General features: G+C 50.4%; 20 protein-coding genes and 1 other RNA gene. 4 read left to right on the top strand and 17 right to left on the bottom strand.

The window, feature by feature from the left end; all coding sequences use genetic code 11:
• Nucleotides 1-15: 15 nt before the first annotated feature.
• The 17 genes from ftsZ to rnpB form a co-directional block, all read right to left on the bottom strand.
• On the bottom strand, nucleotides 16-1,176 hold the full coding sequence (ftsZ, locus tag A7981_RS02280; RefSeq protein ID WP_067263444.1) for a cell division protein FtsZ: 1,161 nt from the start codon (nucleotides 1,174-1,176) through the stop codon (nucleotides 16-18).
• A 71-nt stretch (nucleotides 1,177-1,247) separates the two neighbouring features.
• On the bottom strand, nucleotides 1,248-2,486 hold the full coding sequence (ftsA, locus tag A7981_RS02275; RefSeq protein WP_067263442.1) for a cell division protein FtsA: 1,239 nt from the start codon (nucleotides 2,484-2,486) through the stop codon (nucleotides 1,248-1,250).
• Nucleotides 2,487-2,533: 47 nt separating this feature from the next.
• Nucleotides 2,534-3,268 carry a cell division protein FtsQ/DivIB gene (locus A7981_RS02270; protein ID WP_067263440.1) on the bottom strand — a complete coding sequence of 245 codons (735 nt, stop codon included), beginning with the start codon at nucleotides 3,266-3,268 and terminating at the stop codon, nucleotides 2,534-2,536.
• Nucleotides 3,258-4,178: a D-alanine--D-alanine ligase gene (locus A7981_RS02265; RefSeq protein WP_067263438.1), complete on the bottom strand. Its 921-nt coding sequence runs from the start codon at nucleotides 4,176-4,178 to the stop codon at nucleotides 3,258-3,260. The genes A7981_RS02270 and A7981_RS02265 overlap by 11 nt, the downstream gene beginning before the upstream one ends.
• Nucleotides 4,171-5,088, bottom strand: a complete 918-nt coding sequence (gene murB, locus A7981_RS02260) for a UDP-N-acetylmuramate dehydrogenase (RefSeq protein ID WP_067263435.1) — start codon at nucleotides 5,086-5,088, stop codon at nucleotides 4,171-4,173. Before murB ends, A7981_RS02265 begins: the two co-directional genes overlap by 8 nt.
• Nucleotides 5,088-6,482 carry a UDP-N-acetylmuramate--L-alanine ligase gene (gene murC / locus A7981_RS02255; protein ID WP_067263432.1) on the bottom strand — a complete coding sequence of 465 codons (1,395 nt, stop codon included), beginning with the start codon at nucleotides 6,480-6,482 and terminating at the stop codon, nucleotides 5,088-5,090. Before murC ends, murB begins: the two co-directional genes overlap by 1 nt.
• Before the next feature lie 34 nt (nucleotides 6,483-6,516).
• Nucleotides 6,517-7,602 carry an undecaprenyldiphospho-muramoylpentapeptide beta-N-acetylglucosaminyltransferase gene (murG, locus tag A7981_RS02250; RefSeq protein WP_067263429.1) on the bottom strand — a complete coding sequence of 362 codons (1,086 nt, stop codon included), beginning with the start codon at nucleotides 7,600-7,602 and terminating at the stop codon, nucleotides 6,517-6,519.
• Nucleotides 7,599-8,762: a putative lipid II flippase FtsW gene (gene ftsW, locus A7981_RS02245; RefSeq protein ID WP_067263426.1), complete on the bottom strand. Its 1,164-nt coding sequence runs from the start codon at nucleotides 8,760-8,762 to the stop codon at nucleotides 7,599-7,601. The genes murG and ftsW overlap by 4 nt, the downstream gene beginning before the upstream one ends.
• Nucleotides 8,759-10,156, bottom strand: coding sequence for a UDP-N-acetylmuramoyl-L-alanine--D-glutamate ligase (gene murD / locus A7981_RS02240; protein WP_067263423.1), 1,398 nt, complete (start codon nucleotides 10,154-10,156; stop codon nucleotides 8,759-8,761). Before murD ends, ftsW begins: the two co-directional genes overlap by 4 nt.
• Before the next feature lie 8 nt (nucleotides 10,157-10,164).
• Entirely contained in the window at nucleotides 10,165-11,268 is a 1,104-nt protein-coding gene (mraY, locus tag A7981_RS02235; protein ID WP_067263420.1) for a phospho-N-acetylmuramoyl-pentapeptide-transferase, read from the bottom strand.
• A complete protein-coding gene (gene murF / locus A7981_RS02230) occupies nucleotides 11,268-12,656 on the bottom strand; it encodes a UDP-N-acetylmuramoyl-tripeptide--D-alanyl-D-alanine ligase (RefSeq protein WP_067263417.1) in 1,389 nt (462 codons plus the stop codon). The genes mraY and murF overlap by 1 nt, the downstream gene beginning before the upstream one ends.
• Entirely contained in the window at nucleotides 12,653-14,092 is a 1,440-nt protein-coding gene (locus A7981_RS02225; protein WP_067263413.1) for a UDP-N-acetylmuramoyl-L-alanyl-D-glutamate--2,6-diaminopimelate ligase, read from the bottom strand. The genes murF and A7981_RS02225 overlap by 4 nt, the downstream gene beginning before the upstream one ends.
• Nucleotides 14,089-15,819 (bottom strand): penicillin-binding protein 2, encoded by a 1,731-nt coding sequence (locus A7981_RS02220; protein WP_067263409.1) that lies wholly within the window; start codon nucleotides 15,817-15,819, stop codon nucleotides 14,089-14,091. Before A7981_RS02220 ends, A7981_RS02225 begins: the two co-directional genes overlap by 4 nt.
• Nucleotides 15,816-16,091: a cell division protein FtsL gene (ftsL, locus tag A7981_RS02215; RefSeq protein WP_067263406.1), complete on the bottom strand. Its 276-nt coding sequence runs from the start codon at nucleotides 16,089-16,091 to the stop codon at nucleotides 15,816-15,818. The genes A7981_RS02220 and ftsL overlap by 4 nt, the downstream gene beginning before the upstream one ends.
• A 24-nt stretch (nucleotides 16,092-16,115) precedes the next feature.
• Nucleotides 16,116-17,081 carry a 16S rRNA (cytosine(1402)-N(4))-methyltransferase RsmH gene (rsmH, locus tag A7981_RS02210; RefSeq protein WP_067263403.1) on the bottom strand — a complete coding sequence of 322 codons (966 nt, stop codon included), beginning with the start codon at nucleotides 17,079-17,081 and terminating at the stop codon, nucleotides 16,116-16,118.
• Nucleotides 17,078-17,524 carry a division/cell wall cluster transcriptional repressor MraZ gene (mraZ, locus tag A7981_RS02205; protein ID WP_067263401.1) on the bottom strand — a complete coding sequence of 149 codons (447 nt, stop codon included), beginning with the start codon at nucleotides 17,522-17,524 and terminating at the stop codon, nucleotides 17,078-17,080. The genes rsmH and mraZ overlap by 4 nt, the downstream gene beginning before the upstream one ends.
• A 323-nt stretch (nucleotides 17,525-17,847) precedes the next feature.
• Nucleotides 17,848-18,179: RNase P RNA component class A (rnpB, locus tag A7981_RS02200), an RNA gene on the bottom strand.
• Nucleotides 18,180-18,478: 299 nt separating this feature from the next.
• On the opposite strand from rnpB, the gene cyoA reads away from it, so the two are divergent.
• Genes cyoA through A7981_RS02180 form a run of 4 tightly spaced genes read left to right on the top strand, consistent with a single transcriptional unit; the run spans nucleotide 18,479 to nucleotide 22,293 of the window.
• Nucleotides 18,479-19,363, top strand: a complete 885-nt coding sequence (cyoA, locus tag A7981_RS02195) for a ubiquinol oxidase subunit II (protein ID WP_067263399.1) — start codon at nucleotides 18,479-18,481, stop codon at nucleotides 19,361-19,363.
• Nucleotides 19,364-19,365: 2 nt separating this feature from the next.
• Entirely contained in the window at nucleotides 19,366-21,342 is a 1,977-nt protein-coding gene (gene cyoB, locus A7981_RS02190; protein WP_067263396.1) for a cytochrome o ubiquinol oxidase subunit I, read from the top strand.
• 3 nt (nucleotides 21,343-21,345) lie between these two features.
• Nucleotides 21,346-21,960: a cytochrome o ubiquinol oxidase subunit III gene (locus A7981_RS02185; protein ID WP_067263393.1), complete on the top strand. Its 615-nt coding sequence runs from the start codon at nucleotides 21,346-21,348 to the stop codon at nucleotides 21,958-21,960.
• Entirely contained in the window at nucleotides 21,961-22,293 is a 333-nt protein-coding gene (locus A7981_RS02180) for a cytochrome o ubiquinol oxidase subunit IV (protein WP_067263389.1), read from the top strand.
• Nucleotides 22,294-22,297: the final 4 nt, after the last annotated feature.

Raw genomic sequence — 22,297 nt, 5'->3', positions numbered from 1 at the left:
GTAAGCTACTGAGTACTAGTCGGCTTGCTTACGCAGAAATGCAGGAATGTCATATTCTTCCACACCTTGCATCTTCATCGCCTCTACTTGCGAACGACGACCATTGGAGCTGAATACCGCAGGGCTCTCATCTTCGTTACCCATATAGATCGGCTGATTGGTCGTACCGTCACGCACCTGTGTCATCACACGCAACTCAGGTTTTTGCTGACGGCGCGCCATCGTACCATTCAAGCCTGTAGCCACCATCGTTACACGTAAGCCATCGCCGATGGTTTCGTCAAATACGTTACCAACGATCACCGTTGCATCTTCAGCCGTGAAGGCCTTGATCGTGTTCATCACATCGTAGTATTCCTTCATCTTGAAAGAGCTACTTGCAGTGATATTCACTAGAACGCCTCTAGCATTCGCTAGGTTGACATCCTCAAGCAATGGGCTTGCTACTGCTTGTTCTGCAGCGATACGTGCACGATCTGGGCCAGTGGCCAGCGCTGAACCCATCATCGCCATGCCCATTTCAGACATCACGGTACGTACGTCAGCAAAGTCGACGTTCACCATGCCTGGGCAATTGATGATCTCGGCGATGCCTGCAACAGCGTTATGCAACACGTCGTTAGCCGCTTTGAATGCTTCCAGGAAAGGGACATCTTCGCCCAATACTTCCATCAGTTTCTCATTCGGGATAACGATAAGAGAGTCAACATGCTTGGAAAGTTCTTCAAGACCTTCTTGTGCGACCTTTGTGCGCTTGCCTTCAAATGCGAATGGCTTGGTTACAACGGCAACAGTCAGGATGCCCATTTCTTTAGCGACTTCAGCGATGATCGGTGCAGCACCTGTACCTGTACCACCACCCATACCAGCTGCGATGAAAAGCATATCAGCGCCATCGATGATCTCAGCGATGCGATCACGGTCTTCAAGTGCAGACTCACGGCCGATCTCAGGACGTGCACCAGCACCTAGGCCTTTAGTGATGTCAGTACCGATCTGAATCACAGTCTTGGCTTGGCTCTTCTTGAGCGCTTGCATATCGGTATTGGCGCAAATGAACTCTACGCCGCCAACTGCTTTTTCGATCATGTGGGCGACTGCGTTACCACCGCAACCACCTACACCGATCACCTTAATCACGGCCTCTTGCGAGTCCCTATCCATTATTTCAAACATCTTGTTTCTCCTTGTATGTACTGTTTTACTTCTGCCTAAAAACAACTGCCTGACTACGCAATCTTTACTACTTAAAAATTACCCTGGAACCAGCTCTTCATCTTGCTGAACATCTGCCCGAATGAAGTCGATTCCATTTGGCCTTGCATCTGACGCTCCACCTGTTGCTTACCCATCAACACCAAGCCCACGCCTGTTGCATAGCGTGGATTTCCCACCACTTCTGACAATCCACCGACGAATCGGGGCATTCCTAAACGTACTGGCATGTGGAATATCTCTTCACCCAACTCCACCATGCCGCGCATCATGGCAGAACCACCCGTGATGACGATGCCAGAGGCGATCATTTCTTCCATGCCACTGCGTCTTAATTCACCTAATACGAATTCATAAAGCTCGACGACACGGGGTTCGATCACTTCAGCCAAGGTCTGCACAGATAGCTGTCGCGGCTCACGGCCATCGACACCGGGTACTTCGACAACCTCACGCGCATCAGCCAGTTGGCGTAGCGCGCAACCGTGCTTGATCTTGATCTCTTCTGCAGATTGCGTTGGTGTACGGAAAGCAACGGCGATGTCATTGGTCATCTGATCACCAGCGATCGGCACTACCGCTGTATGACGAATCGCACCCTGTTTAAATACGGCGATGTCCGTAGTGCCACCACCGATATCTACCAGACACACACCTAACTCTTTTTCATCCTCAGTCAACACAGCCAGACTTGATGCCAAGGGCTGCAAGATCAGATCACTGACATCCAGCCCGCAACGCTTGATGCATTTGACGATATTTTGTGCAGCAGCCACGGCGCCGGTAACGATATGCACTTTCACTTCGAGCTTCATGCCGCTCATACCATGTGGTTCGCGCACATCTTCTTGGCCATCGATGATGAATTCTTGCGTGAGGATATGCAGGATCTGTTGGTCGGATGGCAGTGCGATCGCACGGGCGGTTTCGATCACACGCTCTACATCGGCCTGCGTGACCTCGGAATCCTTGATCTTGACCATGCCATGTGAATTCAAGCTCTTGACGTGACTTCCGGCGATGCCTGTGAACACGGTGCTGATCTTGCAATCTGCCATCAGCTCGGCTTCTTCCAGTGCGCGCTGAATGGCCTGCACGGTAGAGTCGATATTGATGACGACGCCTTTTTTCAATCCGCGCGATACGTGTTGTCCAAGACCGATCACCTTGAGTGTGCCTTCTGGTTGTAACTCGGCGACTATCGCGACAATCTTCGAGGTGCCGATATCCAGCCCCACGATGAGATTCTTGTCATCTCTAATCCTGCTCATTGATCTCTCCAGTATTCATGTGTGTCATATATTTCATTAGCCTGAACTCAGACCGCTCCCGTAGTAACTTTTGGCAACGGTGTTGTTGCCACTGGCTTTCTTACTGCAAATCCATTCGGATATCGCAAATCCGCATACAGCACATTGGCGCCGAGATTGGTTAGCGTGTTTTTATAAACGCTCGCAAATTTGGCAAGCCGTTCATCCATCTGCTCACGCCCCAACTCGATCACCATGTGCTTGTCGGTCTTGATCTCCCATGCGCGGCGCGGCGTCAGAACCAGCTCTGATACTTTCATTCCAGTGACTGAGAGCAGCGCACTGTATCTGCCATAGTGCTCGGCGACTTCATGCACGCCATCGCCCGGACCATAGAACACCGGCAGATCACTATCAGAAGCTGCGTGGAACAGCTCTCCATAGGTATTAACCAGTGCAATGTTGCCCCAACGCGCTAATTCCTGATGCTCTTCAACCACGACTTCCAATTTGTCGGGCCAGCGGCGATGTACGCTCACATTGCGCGCCCAAGGCAGCTTCTCGAATGCCTCACGTGCCTTTGCCAGATCGAGCGTGAAGAAGTTACCTCTCAAATGCTTACCTACGATCAACTTCAATTGCTCACGCGTCACATGACTTATCTGACCTTCCACACGCACTTCACGCAGAGGAAAGATCGGCAGATGTACCACCACAAATAGCAGCCCATACACCATCAACACCACGGCACATGCGTAGAGGAAATTGGCGATCCAATTCAGGGCTTGTGGCTTATCCCACATGCGCTAGCTCCAGTATATGTACGACTAATGCATCAAAACTCATCCCGGCCGCTTTGGCTGCCATCGGCACCAAGCTGTGGTCTGTCATACCGGGAGAGGTATTCACTTCAAGGAAATAGTGCTTGCCGTATTCATCCATCAGGAAATCCACGCGCCCCCACCCTTGGCCGCCTACTACTCGGAAAGCCTCTAAAGCCTCAGCCTGAATCTGCGCTTCTTTTTCAGCACTTAAGCCACACGGGCAAAGATATTGGGTATCGTCACGCAGGTACTTGGCGTCATAGTCATAGAACTCATTCGCGGGCACGATACGAATAATCGGCAATGCCTGATCACCCAAAATGCCAACGGTGTACTCACCCCCGCCGACAAACTGTTCTGCGATCACCAATGGGTCGGATTTTGCAGCCAACTCGTAAGCGGCTTTCAGATCGCCGGCTTTCTTCACCTTGCTGATGCCGATGCTGGAACCTTCATTCGCGGGCTTCACAAATAGTGGCAAGCCAAGTTGTTGCTCAATAGCGGCAAAATCAGTGTTGGCATTGATCAATGCGAAATCGGGCGTGATGACATTTGCAGAACGCCAAAGTAGCTTGGTACGCCATTTATCCATACCAACGCTGGATGCCATGACACCACTGCCGGTATAAGGAATATTCATCAGTTCAAGCGCACCTTGAATAGTGCCGTCTTCACCATAGCGACCATGAAGCGCGATAAACACCCGATCAAACGACTCCAAATCGTGCAATGGCTTTTCGGCTGGATCAAAAGCATGCGCATCTACACCCTGGCGATGCAAGGCTGCAAGCACTGCCGCACCGCTCTTTAGCGATACTTCACGCTCACCAGATTTGCCACCGAATAACACAGCGACTTTGCCAAAACCGATTTGGTTAACACTAGCCATTGATCAACTCTCCAATCACTCTTACTTCCTGTTGCAATTCCACACCCTGTTTCTGCTTCACTGTTTCACGCACATAGGCGATCAGGTCTTCGATATCTTTTGCGCTGGCCTTATCTACATTGACGATGAAATTGGCATGCTTCTCTGATACCTGTGCACCACCAATTTGGTAACCTTTTAATCCGCTGGCTTCGATTAAACGCGCAGCAAAATCACCTTGCGGATTCCTGAATACAGAACCGGCATTCGGCCAATTCAGCGGCTGGCTGGCTAAACGTTTTGCCAACAAACTCTTGATCTTCTGCTCGGCTTCGCTAGCTTCACCTGCATGTAAATCGAACCATGCGCCCACAAACCACTCTGTGGCCTGCGCACTACCAGCCAACGTTGTATCCGGCATATCAACATGACGATAAGTAGTCTGGAATTCCGCTTTATCACGCTCATGTAATTGACCTTGCTTATCGATTGTCACGACTTTCTTCACGATTTCCCACGTTTCGCTACCGTGGCAACCAGCATTCATTGCTAGTGCACCACCCACGGTACCGGGAATGCCCGCCATGAACTCAGCGCCATGAAGATGCTGCTTGGCAGAGAACTTGGCTAACTTGGCACTGGTCACACCTGCTGCTGCATACACCATCCCTTGATCCATCTTTAATGCAGTCAGTACGTTATGCATCAACACAACCGTGCCGCGCACACCACCATCTCGAACAAGAAGATTTGATCCCAAGCCCAGAAAATACACGGGCTCTTCTGCCAACAAGCCTTGCAAGAAAACAGACAAGTCTTCGATATCCGAAGGGATATAGAAACGGTCTGAAAAACCGCCACAACGCCAGCTTGTATAGCGTGCCAACGGCTCGTTAAACAGCAATTTTCCGTATGTATTCTGAAGCGCCATCAAGCTGCCAGCTCCTTGGTATTGGCGGCGACTTGCCCGATGCTGCCCGCACCCATGACGATGACGACATCACCTGCGATTGCCATATCCAATATCGCGGCGGGTAACTCCGCTGTTGTTTCAACAAAAAGCGGCTCGACTTTGCCTGCCACTCGTACAGCACGCACTAATGCGCGACCATCAGCAGCGATGATCGGTTGCTCACCTGCGGAATAGACTTCAGTCAGTAAGACGATATCGGCACCCGAAAGCACTTTGACGAAATCTTCAAAACAATCGCGCGTACGGGTATAACGATGCGGCTGAAATGCGAGCACAAGGCGGCGATCTGGGAATGCACCACGGGCTGCATCGATCACTGCCTGCATTTCGACTGGATGATGACCATAATCATCGATCAAGGTGAATTCGCCACCGCTCTTGGCTGGCACTTCACCATATCGTTCAAAGCGACGACCCACACCCTTAAATTCTGCAAGTGCTTTGATGATCGCGGCATCGGGCACATTCAATTCGCTCGCGATTGCGATGGCAGCCAGCGCATTGAGCACATAGTGGTTACCGGGCAAGTTGAGCGTGACATCAAACGTAGTCGTCACACCGTTGATACGTTGCACAGTGAAGTGCATCTTGCCGTCATCGGCACGTACATTGGTTGCGCGAATGCGCGCTTCTTCAGAGAAGCCATAAGGCATCACAGGTTTGGTGACACTGGGCAATATCGCGCGGATATTCGGATCATCGATACAAACAACAGCCATGCCGTAGAAAGGCAGGCATTGCAGGAACTCGATGAAGGCACCTTTTAATTTTTCAAAATCATGACCATAGGTATCCATATGGTCAGCATCGATATTGGTGACCACCGCTAAAATAGGGGAGAGATGCAGGAATGACGCATCCGACTCATCTGCCTCTGCCACGATGTATTCGCCCGTGCCCAAACGTGCATGGCTGCCAGCAGCTTCAAGCCTGCCGCCGATGACGAAGGTGGGATCCATACCCGCTTCAGCGAGAATGCTGGCGATCAAGCTGGTCGTCGTGGTTTTGCCGTGCGTACCAGCCACGGCGATACCTTGGCGGAAGCGCATCAACTCTGCCAACATCAAGGCACGCGGCACGACAGGAATCAAATTAGCACGTGCAGCGATGACTTCAGGATTAGCCTCGTTCACCGCGGAAGAAACCACGACCACATCAGCCTTACCTAAATTCTCGGCCTGATGCCCTTGATAGACAGTGGCACCTAGGCGGGATAAACGTCTTGTCGTCGTATTGTCAGCCAAGTCTGAACCACTGATGCTAAACCCAAGATTTAGCAGCACCTCAGCAATACCGCTCATGCCCGAGCCGCCGATACCGACGAAATGTACCTGTTTGACTTTATGTTTCATGATCTGATTTCATCATTTGTGACCTTCACATTCTTCATGGCAGGGCTATCCTCTCCAACTCATCTGCGATAGCTTCCGTAGCACTTGGTCGACCGAGTTTGCGGGCGGCAAGTGCCATACCTAATAACTGTTCACGTGTGGTGTGACGTAATAGCTCTGCCAGGCTTTCTGGCGACAACTCGGTCTGTGGCAAGTGGATCGCAGCACCATGCTCTACCATCCAACGTGCGTTATCTTGCTGATGCGAAGTTGTGGAAACGATCAAGGGCACCAATACACTCGCCACACCAGCCACCGCCAGCTCACTCACCGTCACCGCACCTGCACGGCAAACCAGTAGGTCAGCTTCGGCATAGGCTTTTGCCATGTCATCGATAAATGGCAACACTGTGGCGCTAACACCTGCGTCATCGTAAGCAGCCTGTAAAGCCTCTACATGCTGCGCGCCTGACTGATGCATCACGATTGGGCGATTCTCAGCAGGGAGCATCGCAAGCGCCTGAGGCAAGGTTTCGTTCAATACTCTGGCACCTAGGCTGCCCCCCACAACTAATAATCTCAGCGGGCCACTGCGTTTATCGAATCTGGATTCTGGTACCGCTAATGCAGTAATCTCTTTACGAACCGGATTGCCTGTCACATGGGCTTTTGCCGCTAGCTTACCGAGCGACTCAGCGCCGCCATTAAAGCCAAACAGGACAGTAGTCGCTGCATTCGCCAATGCACGATTCGACATCAATAGCGCTGCATCGGCATTCACCACGGCAAGTGGCAATTTACGCAAGCTCGCCGCCCAGCCACCCGGCACAGTGACGTAACCACCCATGCCAAGCACGACCTTAGGCTGTAACGTGCCCATAAGCGACCATGACTGGAGAGTGGCACCCACAAGCTTGAAAATACCTTTGACCGTGTGCATCCACCCTTTGCCACGCAGGCCAGAGAAATTGAGACCTGTCATCGGGATATTGTGCGGCGGCACCAAACGACCTTCCATGCCATGCTGCGTGCCTAGCCAATGGATATTCCATCCACGATTGCGCATGGCTTCCGCCACAGCCAGACCCGGCATCACGTGCCCGCCTGTGCCTGCCGCCATGATAAGGAGTGTCTTACTCATACCGGCAAGCCCTTTTGCAAACGACGGTTTTCCCAATCGATTCGTAAGAGCAAAGCCAAGCCGATGCAATTGGCCAACACACCGCTGCCGCCAAAAGAGAGCAGTGGCAACGTCAGGCCTTTAGTAGGCAACAACCCCATATTCACGCCCATATTGATAATGCCCTGTACGCCCATCCATACACCGATGCCTTGAGCCAAGAGAGCAGAGAAATAGCGTTCATTGGCTACGGCTTCTTTACCAATACCAAAGGCACGCAATACCAGCCAAGAGAACAGGCCAATCACAGTGATGACACCGACAAATCCAAGCTCTTCTGCAATCACAGCAAGCAGGAAGTCGGTATGCGCTTCCGGCAAATAAAGCAGTTTTTCAACGCTGGCGCCAAGACCGACACCAAACCATTCTCCACGACCAAACGCGATCAGTGCGTGCGACAACTGATAGCCTTTACCGAAAGGGTCTGCCCAAGGATCCATAAAACCGACCACACGCTGCAAACGATATGGCGAGCTCCAGATCAACCCTGCGATCGCGATAGGCAATAAAGCCAGCAAACCACCAAAGATGCGGGCATTGATACCACCAAGCCATAAAATCGCCATCGAGATAGAGGCGATCACTGCGAATGCGCCGAAATCCGGCTCACGTAATAACAACCAGCCGATCAGCATCATGACCACGACAATAGGCAGGAAACCACGCGTAAAGCTATCCATCACTGCTGATTTCCTGATCGCATAATCGGCGACATAGATAGCGGCAAACAACTTCATGAATTCTGATGGCTGGAGATTGATCACGAATAGCGATAACCAGCGTTGACTACCATTCACATTGCGCCCAACACCGGGAATCAATACCAATATAAGCGACACGATGCCCATGATGAAAAGATAAGGCGCGATCTTCTGCCATGTCTCGGTCGGTACTTGGAAGGCGACAAAACCACCAGCAATGCTGATCGCGATATAGATTGCCTGACGCACCAGAAAATAAGTCGTCTGGTGGCCTGTAGCCCTATCCGCCTCGGCAAGCGCAATAGAGGCCGAATACACCATCACAAGACCGATACCGAGCAAGATCAATGTCACCCATAACAAGGCTTGGTCATAAGTGGGTGAGCTGATTTTTTCACGTCCGCCTAGCATGTACATCATTGCGCTCCCCCTAACTTAGGGGCAGCAGCCAAACGGCTGGCTAAAGCCCGTACAGCGCTCACGAATACTTCCGCGCGATGCACATAATTGCGGAACATATCGAAACTCGCACAAGCGGGGGAAAGCAAAACGGAATCTTGCGGCTTGGCAGCAGCGAATGCTTTCTCTACCGCATCTTCCAAAGTGCTTGCGTTGATCAATGTCACGCCGGTATCAGCTAATACTGAAGAAATCACCGGTGCATCGCGGCCAATCAACACCACTGCACGCGCATTAGTCTGCACTGGCTCACGTAAGGGTGAGAAGTCTTGCCCTTTACCATCGCCACCTGCGATCAGGACGACTTTTTGTGGTTGTCCCGGTTTATTGAGACCTGCCAATGCTGCGCAAGTAGCGCCAACATTCGTTCCTTTAGAATCATCAAAAAATGCAATTTGCGCTATGTCAGCCACCCACTCGACACGGTGAGGCAAGCCTTTAAAATCACGCAAAGCTTGAATGAGCGGTTGCCAATCAATATCAATTGCGCGGCATAAAGCTAGGGCGGCAAGCGCATTCGTTGCATTATGCAAACCCGTGACGTGAAGATCTGATGTTTTTAGCAGGGCGGTATTACCGTGGGCTAATGCCAGTTGCCCTGCCTGATTGACCAAACCATATTCTTTATCGCTGGCATCCATACCAAAGGTCACTTGTTGGCGACCATCGATCACCATACCAATGCTGAAGCTGTCCTGACGATTCAACACCTGCACACCGGCACCATTGAATACTTTGGCTTTTGCCGCCGCGTATTCCATCATGCCTGTATAGCGATCCATATGATCTTCAGTCACGTTAAGTACCGTTGCCGCATCGGCATTAAGTGAGCTTGTCGTTTCAAGTTGAAAACTTGAAAGCTCCAACACATAGACATCTGGCGTTGGCAGCACGAGTGCATCAAGCACTGGCAAGCCGATGTTACCAGCCACGATGGTTTTCAAGCCTGCCGTTTTGCACATCTCGCCGACCAATGTCGTGACCGTAGTCTTGCCATTGGCGCCAGTAATGGCAATCACCTTGGCAGATTGTGGGCGATACTGTGCAAACAACTCGACATCCCCAACAACAGGAATACCGCGCTTGATTGCTGCCTGTACTTCAGGCTCAGCCAAGGCAACACCCGGACTAATCACTACAAGGTCTATCGCATCGAATATCTTTGGCTTGAATGGCCCAACATATATACGTAACGCTGGAAACTCTACTGCCAACAAATCAAGGTTAGGCGGAGCAGTACGAGAATCCGCAACAGACAGGCGCGCACCCTGGCCATGAAGCCAGCGCAGTGCTGAAAGACCGGTATCACCCAGCCCCAGCACCAGCACCTGTTTATCTGTTAACGTCAGTTTCATCGTTTCTGCTATCTCAACTTCAATGTAGAAAGGCCAACCAATACCAGCATCATGGTGATGATCCAGAACCGGACGACGACCTGCGTCTCTTTCCAGCCTTTTTGTTCATAATGGTGATGCAAGGGGGCCATGAGGAATATGCGCCGCCCTTCTCCATAGCGTTTTTTCGTGTACTTGAAATAAGTCACCTGTGTGGCGACCGATAGTGTCTCCATCACGAACACGCCACCCATGATAAAAAGTACGATTTCTTGCCTGACGATGACGGCAACGACACCAAGCGCAGCACCCAAGGCAAGCGCGCCAACATCGCCCATGAAAACCTCTGCCGGGTAAGCGTTGAACCACAAGAAACCAAGACCAGCGCCCGCCATCGCAGCGCAGAACACCGCCAGCTCGCCTGCGCCCGGCACATATGGGATGCCGAGGTATTTTGAGAAATACAGGTGACCTGCCACATAAGCAAATACTGCTAGCGCACTGCTTACCAGTACAGTTGGCATGATGGCAAGACCATCCAAACCATCTGTCAGATTCACCGCATTGCTGCTACCAACGATCACCAGATAGGTCAGCACGATGAAGCCAACTGCTCCAAGAGGTAACACGACTGTTTTGAAGAATGGAATGATTAAAGTCGTCTCAGCAGACGTCGTAGCGGTAGACCAAAGATAGGCAGCGGCACCAAAGCCTAATACGGTTTGCCAGAAATACTTTTCTTTAGCAGATAAACCTTTAGGGTTACGGTAGACCACCTTGCGCCAGTCATCGACGAAACCAATAATACCAAAACCCAAGGTCACGATCAGCACGACCCAGACGAAACGATTTTCCAGATCGGCCCACAACAAGGTCGATATCGCAATCGCTACCAGAATCAGCGTACCGCCCATGGTTGGTGTACCTGCTTTCACCAGATGCGTCTGCGGGCCATCATCACGTACCGATTGCCCTACTTTATATTGAGTAAGCTTACGAATCAGCACAGGCCCGACCAGAAACGAGATACCCAATGCGGTAAGAGTAGCCATCACCGCGCGCAATGTGATGTAGTTGAATACATTAAATCCACGTATATCGTGGGCTAACCAACGTGCGAGTTCCAACAACATTAGTGGGCTCCTCCATCTTTTATATTTGCTTTTATATTTTGTTCATCTGCTTGAACCAACAAGCCAACGACACGTTCCATCCGCATAAAGCGCGAACCCTTCACCAGCACAGTCGAATGAGTAGTCATTGATTTCGCGACACTTGCTGCGAGCGTCTCAGGAGTATCAAAATGTTGCGCATTCGCCCCAAAAGCCGCAGCCATGTCACGACTTAACTCACCTAACGTATATAAAGTGGAGATGCCAGATTGTTTGGCATACTGGCCGATGCTGGTATGCATGGCCGAGGCGTCATCACCTAATTCACCCATATCACCAAGGACGAGCAACTTATTACCACTCCGTGCTGCCAAGACATCGATTGCGGCACGCATAGAAGCAGGGTTTGCGTTATAAGTATCATCGATCACCAAGGCGCCATTGATGCCAGCTTTATGCTGCAAGCGGCCTTTAACGCCACCAAATGACTCAAGACCTTGCTTCACCTTCGCTAGGTTCACGCCCATTGCAAGCGCTGCCGCAGTCGCAGCCAGTGCGTTACGTACATTGTGCAAGCCTGCAACAGGTAAGCGGATAGCAATATCACCGGATGGTGTCCGCACATGCAAGCTACTGCCATCACTATCCAACTGATAGTCGGCACTCACATCAGCAACCGCATCCACGCCAAATGTCGTGATATGGCGCTTGCCTGCAAGTGTCTTCCATAAAGGCGCAAACGTATCATCGGCATTAATAATGGCCGTGCCATCATCTGCGAGACCTTCAAATATCTCGCCTTTGGCATGTGCAATCATCTCGACTGAACCAAGCTCGCCCACATGAGCCGTAGTCGCATTGTTAATCAGCGCAACTGTCGGGCGGCCAATCTTGGTCAGATAGCTAATCTCGCCCAAATGATTCATGCCCATCTCAGCCACGGCATAGCGATGCTCGCTCCGTAATTTCAGCAAGGTCAGTGGCAAACCGATATCGTTATTAAAGTTGCCTTTGGTCGACAACACAGCAGATTCGCTTTCAGCCGCATGTAAGATAGATGCCAGCATCTCTTTGACGGTAGTCTTGCCATTGCTACCGGTGATAGCCGCTAAAGGAATATCAAATTTATTACGCCAATAAGCTGCTAACTGCCCCAAAGCCAATCGCGTATCGCTCACTTGCAAGCCAGCAGATAAATCGAGGGCGTCGTCCGAGACCATCGCTGCTGCTGCGCCTTTTTCTATAGATTCTTGCGCATAGACATTGCCATCGAAATGCTCACCACGGAGCGCCACAAACAATTGGTCTTTTACAATCGCGCGGCTATCGGTACCTATGCTAGTGAACAAGACATCCTCACCAATAAGCTTTCCATTAAGCGCTTTTGCCGCTTCAGATAGGCGCATCATGATGGCCGCCCTATATATTGATTAAGCGCTGCTTTTACAACGGCTTCATCGCTGAATGGATGTTTCGTGCCGGCGATATCCTGATAATCTTCATGCCCCTTACCGGCAACCAATACAACATCACCCTGCTGGGCATTACTGATAGCAAAGTTGATCGCAGTTTCTCTATCGATCTCGACATAAGGGACTTGATCTATGCCTCCAAGAATCTGGCTAATGATCTCCGCAGGTTTTTCATGGCGAGGGTTATCAGTAGTCACTACCACTTCATCTGCCAACTGCGCAGCAACAGCGCCCATCAAGGGACGTTTACCTGCATCACGATCGCCACCGCACCCGAACACACACACGAGTTTGCCGCTCACTTGCTCGCGCAGTGCCGCTAGCACTTTCTCAAGCGCATCTGGAGTGTGCGCATAATCGATCACCACTACTGGTTTACCTTGGCCGCCATATTGCTGCATACGGCCAGCCACCGGTTTTAACTGACCAATCGCATTGACAGCATCACTTAAGCCCACATCAGACACCAGCAAGCCGGTTAGCACAGCCAATACGTTGTAGGCATTGAAGCGCCCAACCACGCCAACCTGAATATCTGCACCACCGAATGGCGTCTCTACATGCATGCTCAATCCATGCTCATTAAAACGTAATGCTGTACCGCGAACATTTCCCGCATCCAACCCATAAGTAAGCACACGCTTACCTCGTTGCAGCATTTCTTGGGCGATCTCACGACCAAATACATCATCGGCATTTAGTACAGCACACGCCAAGCCATCCCATGCAAATAGTGATCTTTTAGCAGCGGCATAAGCATTCATATCCCCGTGATAATCCAAATGGTCACGAGATAGATTTGTAAGCACAGCCACATTAAAGTGCACACCGCTGACACGCCCCTGATCCAATCCGTGGGATGAGACTTCCATCGCGATGGCCTGTGCACCTTGCTTCAAATATTCGGCCAACATGCCATGTAAAAGTATCGGGTCTGGTGTTGTGTTGATCGCAGTAGACAAGGCATTGATAAACCCATTGCCAAGAGTACCAACAACGGCAGTTTTACGATTCAGGATATTCAATGCCTGCGCTAGCCAGTGGCTGCATGAGGTTTTGCCATTCGTGCCAGTTACTCCAATCACCCACATCTTTTGCGATGGCTCGCCATAGAACGTATCTGCGATATTGCCTACAGTTTTCCGCAAACCCGGAACCGCAACATGCTTAAGCCGCCACTCGTTATTCCAGCTAAATCCTTGCGGCTCCCACACCACGGCAGCAGCGCCCTGGGCTATCGCTTGCGGTATGAAATGACGGCCATCATGGCTATCGCCCGAGTAGGCCACAAAAACGTCACCGGCTTTGACTTTACGACTATCAGAGGTCAAGCCGTTTGCAGCCTGAAGTACTTCAGAAAGAGAGGTCGTCATACCACCTCCTTGATCTCTGGCGCATTCTCAGGCGGTATTACGATATTGTTGTTTGGCGCATCTTGCGGTATTGCCAACATACGCAAGGCACCCGCCATTACAGAGCTAAATACGGGTGCCGCAACTGCACCACCGTAATAACTACCGTTACTCGGTTCATCGATCATCACCGCGATAATCAAGCGCGGATTAGACGCAGGTGCCATGCCAACAAACGAAGCCACATATTTATCCGCCAAGTATCCACCCGGGCCGAGCTTATGCGCAGTTCCGGTTTTACCAGCCACGCGATAACCAAGCACTTGCGCACGTGGCGCAGTGCCGCCCGGCTGCACCACCAACTCCAACATATCCTTGATTTGGTGCGCGGTTTGCGCAGAGAATACCTGCTGCCCCACCGGCACATCTTTCAGTTTGAGCAAAGATACCGGGCGCAACTCGCCATCATTCGCAAATACAGTGTAAGCACGTGCCAACTGTAATAAAGTCAGACTGATCCCATGCCCAAAAGACATAGTCGCCTGCTCAATAGGGCGCCATGTCTTGTAATTACGCAAACGGCCAGAAGCCTCACCGGGGAAACCGATATGGGTAGGTGTACCAAAACCGATTCGGTTAAACACACTCCATAAATATTGCGGCTCAAGCGTAAGGGCCATTTTGGCCGAACCTACATTGGAGGACTTTTGTATCACCTGAGACACTGTAAGCAGACCCTCAGTGTGCGCATCATGAATAGTGGCCGGGCCGATTTTAAAGCTACCAGGCGCAGTCTGTACCAGACTATCCGGCTTAAAATGCCCCGACTCTAGCGCAGCACCAACAGATACCGGTTTAAGTGTTGAGCCCGGTTCAAAGGTATCAACAATCGCACGATTACGTGACCTACCCGCCATATTCACCGGATTATTCGGGTTATACGTCGGCAAATTCACCATTGCCAGCACTTCACCGGTTTTGGCATCCAGCACAATGGCAGAACCAGCCTTCGCTTTATTTATTTCAACGGCATGCGCCAATTCACGATAGGCCAGATATTGGATCTTACGGTCGATCGACAAGGCAAGATCATGCCCATCCTGCGGCACCTTAACTGCTTCTAAATCTTCAATGATATGACCTTGGCGATCCTTGATGACACGGCGACTACCTGGCTTACCTGACAGCCAATCCTGATATTGCAGCTCGTAGCCTTCCTGTCCATTCTCATCAATACCGGTAAAACCGACCAAGTGAGTAGTTACTTCACCGCCTGGATAATAACGGCGATATTCGCGCTGCATAAATACACCGGCGATATTCAAGCGCATGACCTGTTGCGCAAGCTCTGGCGATACCCTGCGTTTTACATAGACAAATTCGCGTTGATTATTAGCAAGCTTCTTGCTCAACTCTGCCGGTTTCAGGTCGAGTAATTTACTCAATTTACCAATCTGTTCAGTCGTCGCGTTGACGTCTGTTGGATTCGCCCAAATGGATTCAACAGGCGTACTGATCGCCAGAGGCTCACCATAACGGTCTGTAATCATGCCACGATGCGCGGAAAGTTTGATCGCCCGGCTATATCTCGCATCGCCCTCTTTTTGCAAAAATCCCTTATGCAGGCTTTGCAAATACACGCCCCTGCCGACTAACACAGCGAATCCGCTCAGCACAATGATCAATAGCACCCGACGACGCCAAGCCGGCAATCGGATGATATGTTGCGGTAGCGTCCCAGTTCTCATCGATTCACCTGATTGGGTAGCACGACTTGCACACGCTTAGGATCAGGCACCTGCATATGTAAAGACTGGCTGGCAATCTGCTCAATACGAGCATGCATCGCCCAAGTACTTTGCTCTAGCTGCAATTGCCCCCATTCAACATCGTATTGCTTGGCCGCATCTTCATGTTGTTGCAACTCTATATATAGTTTGCGCGACTTATGCTGAGCCGTGATCGTACCGAGCGCGGTAACGATCAACACAAAGAACAAGATCAAGTTAAGTCTTGTCATCTGATTAACCCACTCACCACGTGATTACGCAACATGAGTTCGCTCCGCCACGCGCAATACAGCACTACGTGAACGTGGGTTACGCTTGATCTCGGCAGCGCTCGGTTTAACCGCACGCCCCACAGCCACCATGCGCGGTTGCGGCAAGTCTTTTGCACGCACCGGAAAGTTTGCAGGCAGGTCGTCCCTATCCTGCTCACTTTTGACGAATCTTTTCACGATGCGATCTTCCAGCGAATGAAAGCTAATGACAGCCAAGCGCCCTTCAGGCGCCAGCAAGTCCAAGCATTGAGGTAAAACTAACGACAACTCTTCAAGCTCCTGATTGATGAAAATCCGTAAAGCTTGAAAGGTGCGCGTCGCCGGGTCTTGCCCAGGTTCGATTTTTGGGACCGCCCCTGCCACGACCTTGGCAAGTTGTCCTGTAGTGGTGATGCCATCCCCCCCTGTGCGCGCCGCAATAATCGCCCTTGCAATCTGCTTAGCAAACCGTTCTTCACCATAATCTTTTATCACCCCTATAAGTTGTTGCTCGGACACCACCCCCAGGAATTCGGCCGCTGTTTGTCCGCGACTCTGGTCCATACGCATATCCAATGGACCATCGAACCTAAAACTAAACCCACGCTCACCCTCGTCGATCTGCGGCGAAGAGATGCCGATATCCAGCAGAATGCCATCCACCTGCTCAATACCCGCCTCCAGCAAAGCCTTTTTAATCGATGCAAAGTGGCTATGCTTTATCTGAAAGCGCTCATCTTTAATCGCCTCAGCAGACTTGATCGCAGACAAATCCCGATCAAGCGCAATCAAACGGCCATTCGCCCCAAGCGCTGAAAGAATCTTGCGGCTATGCCCACCACGGCCAAATGTGCCATCCACATAAGTACCCGCTGGCTTGATAGCCAACGCGTCGATTGCCTCATCCAATAAAACCGGGATATGTTGCGATACAGACAGATCAGGGGCGGTGTGAGCATGCGCGCTCACAGGGAGAATCCTTCAAGCTCGGCGGGCAACGCCATATCTTCATTCGCGATAGCGCGCTCCAATTGCGCACGCCATGCATCCATACTCCACAATTCGAAATGACTGCCTTGCCCGACTAGCATCGCCTGCTTCTCAAGGCTAGCGAATTCCCGCAACACGGGGGAAACCAGAATCCTGCCTGCGTTATCCATATCGATATCCTCAGCAAAACCAACCAATAAGCGTTGCAACGCACTGGATTGCTTATCGAAACTGGAAAGGGACATCATCTTCGCCTGAATAGGCTCCCATGCGGGTTGAGGATATAAAAGCAGGCAACGGTGCGGATGCGCGGTGAGCACAAGGTTGCCGGCACACTGCACTTGCAGGGCGTCGCGATGCTTAGCTGGCACAGCAAGCCGACCTTTTGCATCAAGATTTAAAGATGTAGCACCGCGAAACATGAAACCCCTTTAATGACAGAAGCGAAGCGTTTTAACCGCAAGAAGTCCTGGCCGGACTATCAACTAAACTTGGAGATGAGCTTCACAATCCGACCAGAATTCCCACAAAAACCCACTTTTCCCCACTTCCGATCACTATAGTTAAAAAAAATGGGCGATGCAAGCCCTTTTTTATGATTTTTCCTTTACGGGACAATGACTTAGCGAGAATTGCTCGAAAAAATAATCCCTTAATAATTAATGGGATAGCGTTTTAAGTGAAAGTGCTTTATCAGGACTATTAGCGAAGCGCTTGATTTTGTCGTGCGGAGTTTGAATATAAAGAAGGAAGCTGGCCGATAAGCCGGGTTCTGTGCCGCATTTCTGCGGATAGCAGTCATTCATCTAGGCGCACAATTACTCATGCGCTCAAGCAGCCTACCCGGTAGCAGCGCGAGCCACGCCATTACTACCCTATTTGGCCTTGCTCCGGATGGAGGTTACCGCGTTTCACCGTAACTAAATACGCTCGTCTCTGTGGCCCTATTCCTCGCCTTGGCCTTTATATCTTGCGATATAAAAGTTGCTGCGTACGGCCGTTAGCCGTCATCCCGCTCTATGGAGCCCGGACTTTCCTCCCCCTGCTTGCGCAAGCGGCGACTGCCTAGCCAGCTTCCGATGCCATTCTAACACGGCATGCCGATGCGCATCCTGCACGCATATTCACAGGCCAGAATGCAAGCTAAATAAATTCAGCTAAAGTAGATGGCGTGATTGAGAACTAGCTGCTTGTTCATATATAATAGGCTGGTTATCTTTAGGGTTTATCAAGTTACGGGATGTCATCTTCAAGTCACACACTCCCTTTACTCCGCTCACCATTCATGCATGCGGGGTATTCAGTTCCCCATCGCACATGGACGGCATTGATTAAACTCATGCGCAACGCAAACTCCTCAACTTCGAGATGGTGAAATGATTAAAAAGCGATACCCCAAACTTTTTGGCCTACTGTCATCCCTGTACGCCACGCTTATGCTTAGCGGCTGTGACATGGCACTACTGGATCCTAAAGGCCAGATTGGTGTAGATGAGAAGAACCTCATCATCACGGCGACCTTACTCATGCTAATCGTGGTGATTCCGGTCATCATCATGACAGTCGTATTCGCATGGCGATATCGCGCATCGAATAAAGATGCAACTTACACCCCGGACTGGTCACACTCAAACAAGATTGAGGCCATCGTTTGGACAGTGCCGCTACTGATTATTCTGGTACTCGGCACGATTACTTGGGAGACCACGCACTCCCTTGATCCACGCAAGCCTATCGTTTCGGACGCAAAACCAATCGTGATTCAAGTAGTCTCTCTGGATTGGAAATGGCTGTTCATCTACCCTGAACAAGGCATCGCGACAGTCAACCAACTTGCTTTCCCGGTCAATGTGCCAGTTGAGTTCCAGATCACTTCAGGTACGGTGATGAATTCATTCTTCATTCCGCAACTTGGTAGTCAGATCTATGCCATGGCAGGCATGAAGAATACACTGCACCTCATCGCCAATGAATCTGGCACATACAAAGGCATCTCAGCCAACTATAGCGGTCACGGCTTTTCTGGCATGAAATTCGATACTTTGGTGACGCCACAAGAAGATTTCGATGCTTGGGTAAGCAAAGTCAAAGCTTCTTCAGAAACTTTAAGCGCAGAAAAATACGCCGCGCTAGAAGTTAAATCTCAAGACAACCCAGTCGAGCTATTCGCTACAGTCAAACCTGATCTGTATGAAGACATCGTCGCTAAATATACACATGCTGGCATGGAAATGCCCTCACATACAGAGAGCAAGGAGTAATCATGTTCGGTAAATTAACTTTAGACGCGGTTCCTTATCACGAGCCGATTATTGTAGTCACACTACTGGGTATATTCCTTGGTGGTTTAGGCTTAACGGCTTTGATCACTTATTTCAAGAAATGGAATTACCTGTGGTCTGAATGGCTCACTTCTGTGGATCACAAAAAGATCGGTGTAATGTATATCGTCGTCGCACTTGTGATGCTGATTCGCGGTTTTGCCGATGCCATCATGATGCGTACACAATTGGCTGTGGCATCAGGTGGCTCTGAAGGCTTTTTACCGCCACATCACTATGACCAGATATTTACAGCACATGGTGTGATCATGATCTTCTTCATGGCCATGCCTTTCATGGTGGGCTTGATGAACATCGTTGTGCCACTGCAAATTGGTGCGCGTGACGTTGCATTCCCATTCCTGAACTCGCTAAGCTTTTGGCTGTTCGTTGTCGGTGTCGCGCTGATCAACATCTCTCTTGGAGTTGGTGAGTTCGCGCAAACCGGTTGGTTGGCTTACCCACCTTTATCAGGGCTTGAGTACAGTCCGGGGGTAGGTGTTGATTACTGGATATGGGCATTGCAGATATCGGGGATAGGGACACTACTGACGGGGGTCAACTTCTTCGTCACCATCATGAAGATGCGCGCGCCGGGCATGTCACTGATGAAAATGCCCGTATTCACTTGGACAGCACTCTGTACTAACGTATTGATTCTCGCCTCATTCCCTATCCTGACAGTCACCATCGCATTACTGACACTGGATCGATATTTGGGCATGCACTTCTTCACCAATGAGCTTGGCGGCAATCAGATGATGTACGTCAACCTGATCTGGGCGTGGGGTCACCCTGAAGTGTATATTCTGATTCTGCCAGCCTTCGGTATCTTCTCAGAAGTCGTCGCGACGTTCTCCAAGAAGAAACTATTCGGCTACACCTCACTCGTGTGGGCGACCATCGTCATTACCGTGTTGTCATTCATCGTATGGTTGCATCACTTCTTTACGATGGGCGCTGGCGCTAACGTCAATGCATTCTTCGGTATCGCCACGATGATCATTTCCATCCCGACGGGCGTGAAGATATTCAACTGGTTATTCACCATGTATCGTGGCCGCGTTGAATTCACAACACCTATCATATGGACGCTTGGCTTCCTGATCACATTCACCATCGGTGGTATGACAGGTGTTCTGCTTGCCGTACCAGGTGCAGACTTTGTATTGCATAACAGCTTGTTCCTGATCGCTCACTTCCATAACGTGATCATCGGCGGTGTTGTATTTGGTTACTTGGCAGGCTTTGCCTACTGGTTCCCGAAAGCATTCGGCTTCAAGCTGAACGAAAAACTTGGTCGTTATGCTGCTTACTGCTGGATCAGCGGTTTCTTCGTTGCATTCGTGCCACTTTATATCCTCGGTTTTATGGGCATGACACGTCGTCTGAACCATTACGACAATCCGGCATGGCATCCGTTATTATTGGTCGCACTAGCTGGGGCATTCATCGTTGCACTTGGTATCGCATTCCAGTTGCTACAGATATTCGTCAGTATTCGTGATCGCGAGAAAAACCGCGACATCACAGGCGATCCATGGGGTGGACGTACACTCGAGTGGTCGACCTCATCACCACCACCTTTCTATAACTTTGCGCACACACCAGTTATAAAAGAGCTGGATGCTTACTGGGCAATGAAAGCTGACGGCACTGTTAATCAAAAACCTGCGCCATATGAAGAGATTCATATGCCAAGAAACGCGGCTGCAGGTTTGGTGATCAGCGCATTCAGCCTTGTGTTCGGCTTTGCATTAATCTGGCATATCTGGTGGCTGGCAATCGTTGGCACTATCGGTATGCTAGTCACTGTCATTGTGCGCAGCTATAACACTGACATTGATTACTACGTGCCAGTGAAAGAGATCGAGAAGATCGAAAATCAACATATTCAAGCAAAAGCGAGTCAGGCGTAAATTATGTCGAGCGAAACCTTAAGTAACAATCACGCACATGCCGCAGAGCATGGGCATCATGATGCTGGTGAAATGAAAGTCTTCGGCTTCTGGATCTACCTGATGACCGACTGTATTTTGTTCGCGTCGATCTTCGCGGCTTTTGCTGTACTCAGCACAAGCTTCGCGGGTGGCCCTACAGGCAAAGACATCTTCGAACTGGACTATGTACTGATCGAGACGTTCCTCTTGCTATTCAGTAGTATCACTTACGGCATGGCGATGTTGGCGCAGCACAAAGGCAACAAACAGCGTGTCATCGCATGGCTGGCGGTTACCTTCCTGTTTGGTCTGGGTTTCGTGGGCATGGAAATCAATGAATTTCATCACATGATCGCAGCTGGTCACGGCCCTGATCGCAGTGCATTCCTTTCAGCCTTCTTTACATTAGTAGGCACTCACGGCTTGCACGTAACTTGCGGCCTGATCTGGATGCTCTTGATGATGGCGCAGGTTTGGAAGAACGGCCTGACACCAACGAACAATACTCGCCTGATGTGCCTGAGCCTGTTCTGGCACTTCTTGGATATTGTGTGGATCTGCGTATTTACTGTAGTTTATTTGATGGGAGTGATGTAAATGGCACACGGGCATACTGACAATGCAGGCGCAAGCCACGGCAGTCTTAAGTCTTACATCATAGGCTTTGTATTATCGATCATTCTGACGGTTATCCCCTTCGCATTGGTGATGCATCCAAGCTTCACCCCGCAGGCGACACTAATTGCTGTCGTACTATTCGCTGTGGTGCAGATATTAGTACATCTGGTTTACTTCCTGCACATGAATAACTCATCAGAGCAGCGTTGGAACGTGCTGGCTTTTGTGTTTACTATTTTGATTATCGCAATCGTGGTGATTGGTTCTCTATGGATCATGTTCCACCTTAATCACAATATGATGAGGCACTAAAAGC

This window comes from Methylovorus sp. MM2 (assembly GCF_001648895.1).
Lineage (GTDB): Bacteria > Pseudomonadota > Gammaproteobacteria > Burkholderiales > Methylophilaceae > MM1.
This window is presented reverse-complemented; position numbering and strand designations above follow the sequence as displayed.

What these genes read in the sequence shown, in the direction of transcription:
- murD (WP_067263423.1), bottom strand. Translation starts at nt 10,156, where the DNA reads ATGAAACTGACGTTAACAGATAAACAGGTGCTGGTGCTGGGGCTGGGT.
- ftsA (WP_067263442.1), bottom strand. Translation starts at nt 2,486, where the DNA reads ATGAGCAGGATTAGAGATGACAAGAATCTCATCGTGGGGCTGGATATC.
- A7981_RS02225 (WP_067263413.1), bottom strand. Translation starts at nt 14,092, where the DNA reads ATGACGACCTCTCTTTCTGAAGTACTTCAGGCTGCAAACGGCTTGACC.
- mraZ (WP_067263401.1), bottom strand. Translation starts at nt 17,524, where the DNA reads ATGTTTCGCGGTGCTACATCTTTAAATCTTGATGCAAAAGGTCGGCTT.
- murC (WP_067263432.1), bottom strand. Translation starts at nt 6,482, where the DNA reads ATGAAACATAAAGTCAAACAGGTACATTTCGTCGGTATCGGCGGCTCG.
- murF (WP_067263417.1), bottom strand. Translation starts at nt 12,656, where the DNA reads ATGATGCGCCTATCTGAAGCGGCAAAAGCGCTTAATGGAAAGCTTATT.
- cyoA (WP_067263399.1), top strand. Translation starts at nt 18,479, where the DNA reads ATGATTAAAAAGCGATACCCCAAACTTTTTGGCCTACTGTCATCCCTG.
- ftsZ (WP_067263444.1), bottom strand. Translation starts at nt 1,176, where the DNA reads ATGTTTGAAATAATGGATAGGGACTCGCAAGAGGCCGTGATTAAGGTG.
- murG (WP_067263429.1), bottom strand. Translation starts at nt 7,602, where the DNA reads ATGAGTAAGACACTCCTTATCATGGCGGCAGGCACAGGCGGGCACGTG.
- A7981_RS02185 (WP_067263393.1), top strand. Translation starts at nt 21,346, where the DNA reads ATGTCGAGCGAAACCTTAAGTAACAATCACGCACATGCCGCAGAGCAT.
- murB (WP_067263435.1), bottom strand. Translation starts at nt 5,088, where the DNA reads ATGGCGCTTCAGAATACATACGGAAAATTGCTGTTTAACGAGCCGTTG.
- A7981_RS02265 (WP_067263438.1), bottom strand. Translation starts at nt 4,178, where the DNA reads ATGGCTAGTGTTAACCAAATCGGTTTTGGCAAAGTCGCTGTGTTATTC.
- cyoB (WP_067263396.1), top strand. Translation starts at nt 19,366, where the DNA reads ATGTTCGGTAAATTAACTTTAGACGCGGTTCCTTATCACGAGCCGATT.
- A7981_RS02180 (WP_067263389.1), top strand. Translation starts at nt 21,961, where the DNA reads ATGGCACACGGGCATACTGACAATGCAGGCGCAAGCCACGGCAGTCTT.
- A7981_RS02220 (WP_067263409.1), bottom strand. Translation starts at nt 15,819, where the DNA reads ATGAGAACTGGGACGCTACCGCAACATATCATCCGATTGCCGGCTTGG.
- ftsW (WP_067263426.1), bottom strand. Translation starts at nt 8,762, where the DNA reads ATGATGTACATGCTAGGCGGACGTGAAAAAATCAGCTCACCCACTTAT.
- mraY (WP_067263420.1), bottom strand. Translation starts at nt 11,268, where the DNA reads ATGTTGTTGGAACTCGCACGTTGGTTAGCCCACGATATACGTGGATTT.
- A7981_RS02270 (WP_067263440.1), bottom strand. Translation starts at nt 3,268, where the DNA reads ATGTGGGATAAGCCACAAGCCCTGAATTGGATCGCCAATTTCCTCTAC.
- ftsL (WP_067263406.1), bottom strand. Translation starts at nt 16,091, where the DNA reads ATGACAAGACTTAACTTGATCTTGTTCTTTGTGTTGATCGTTACCGCG.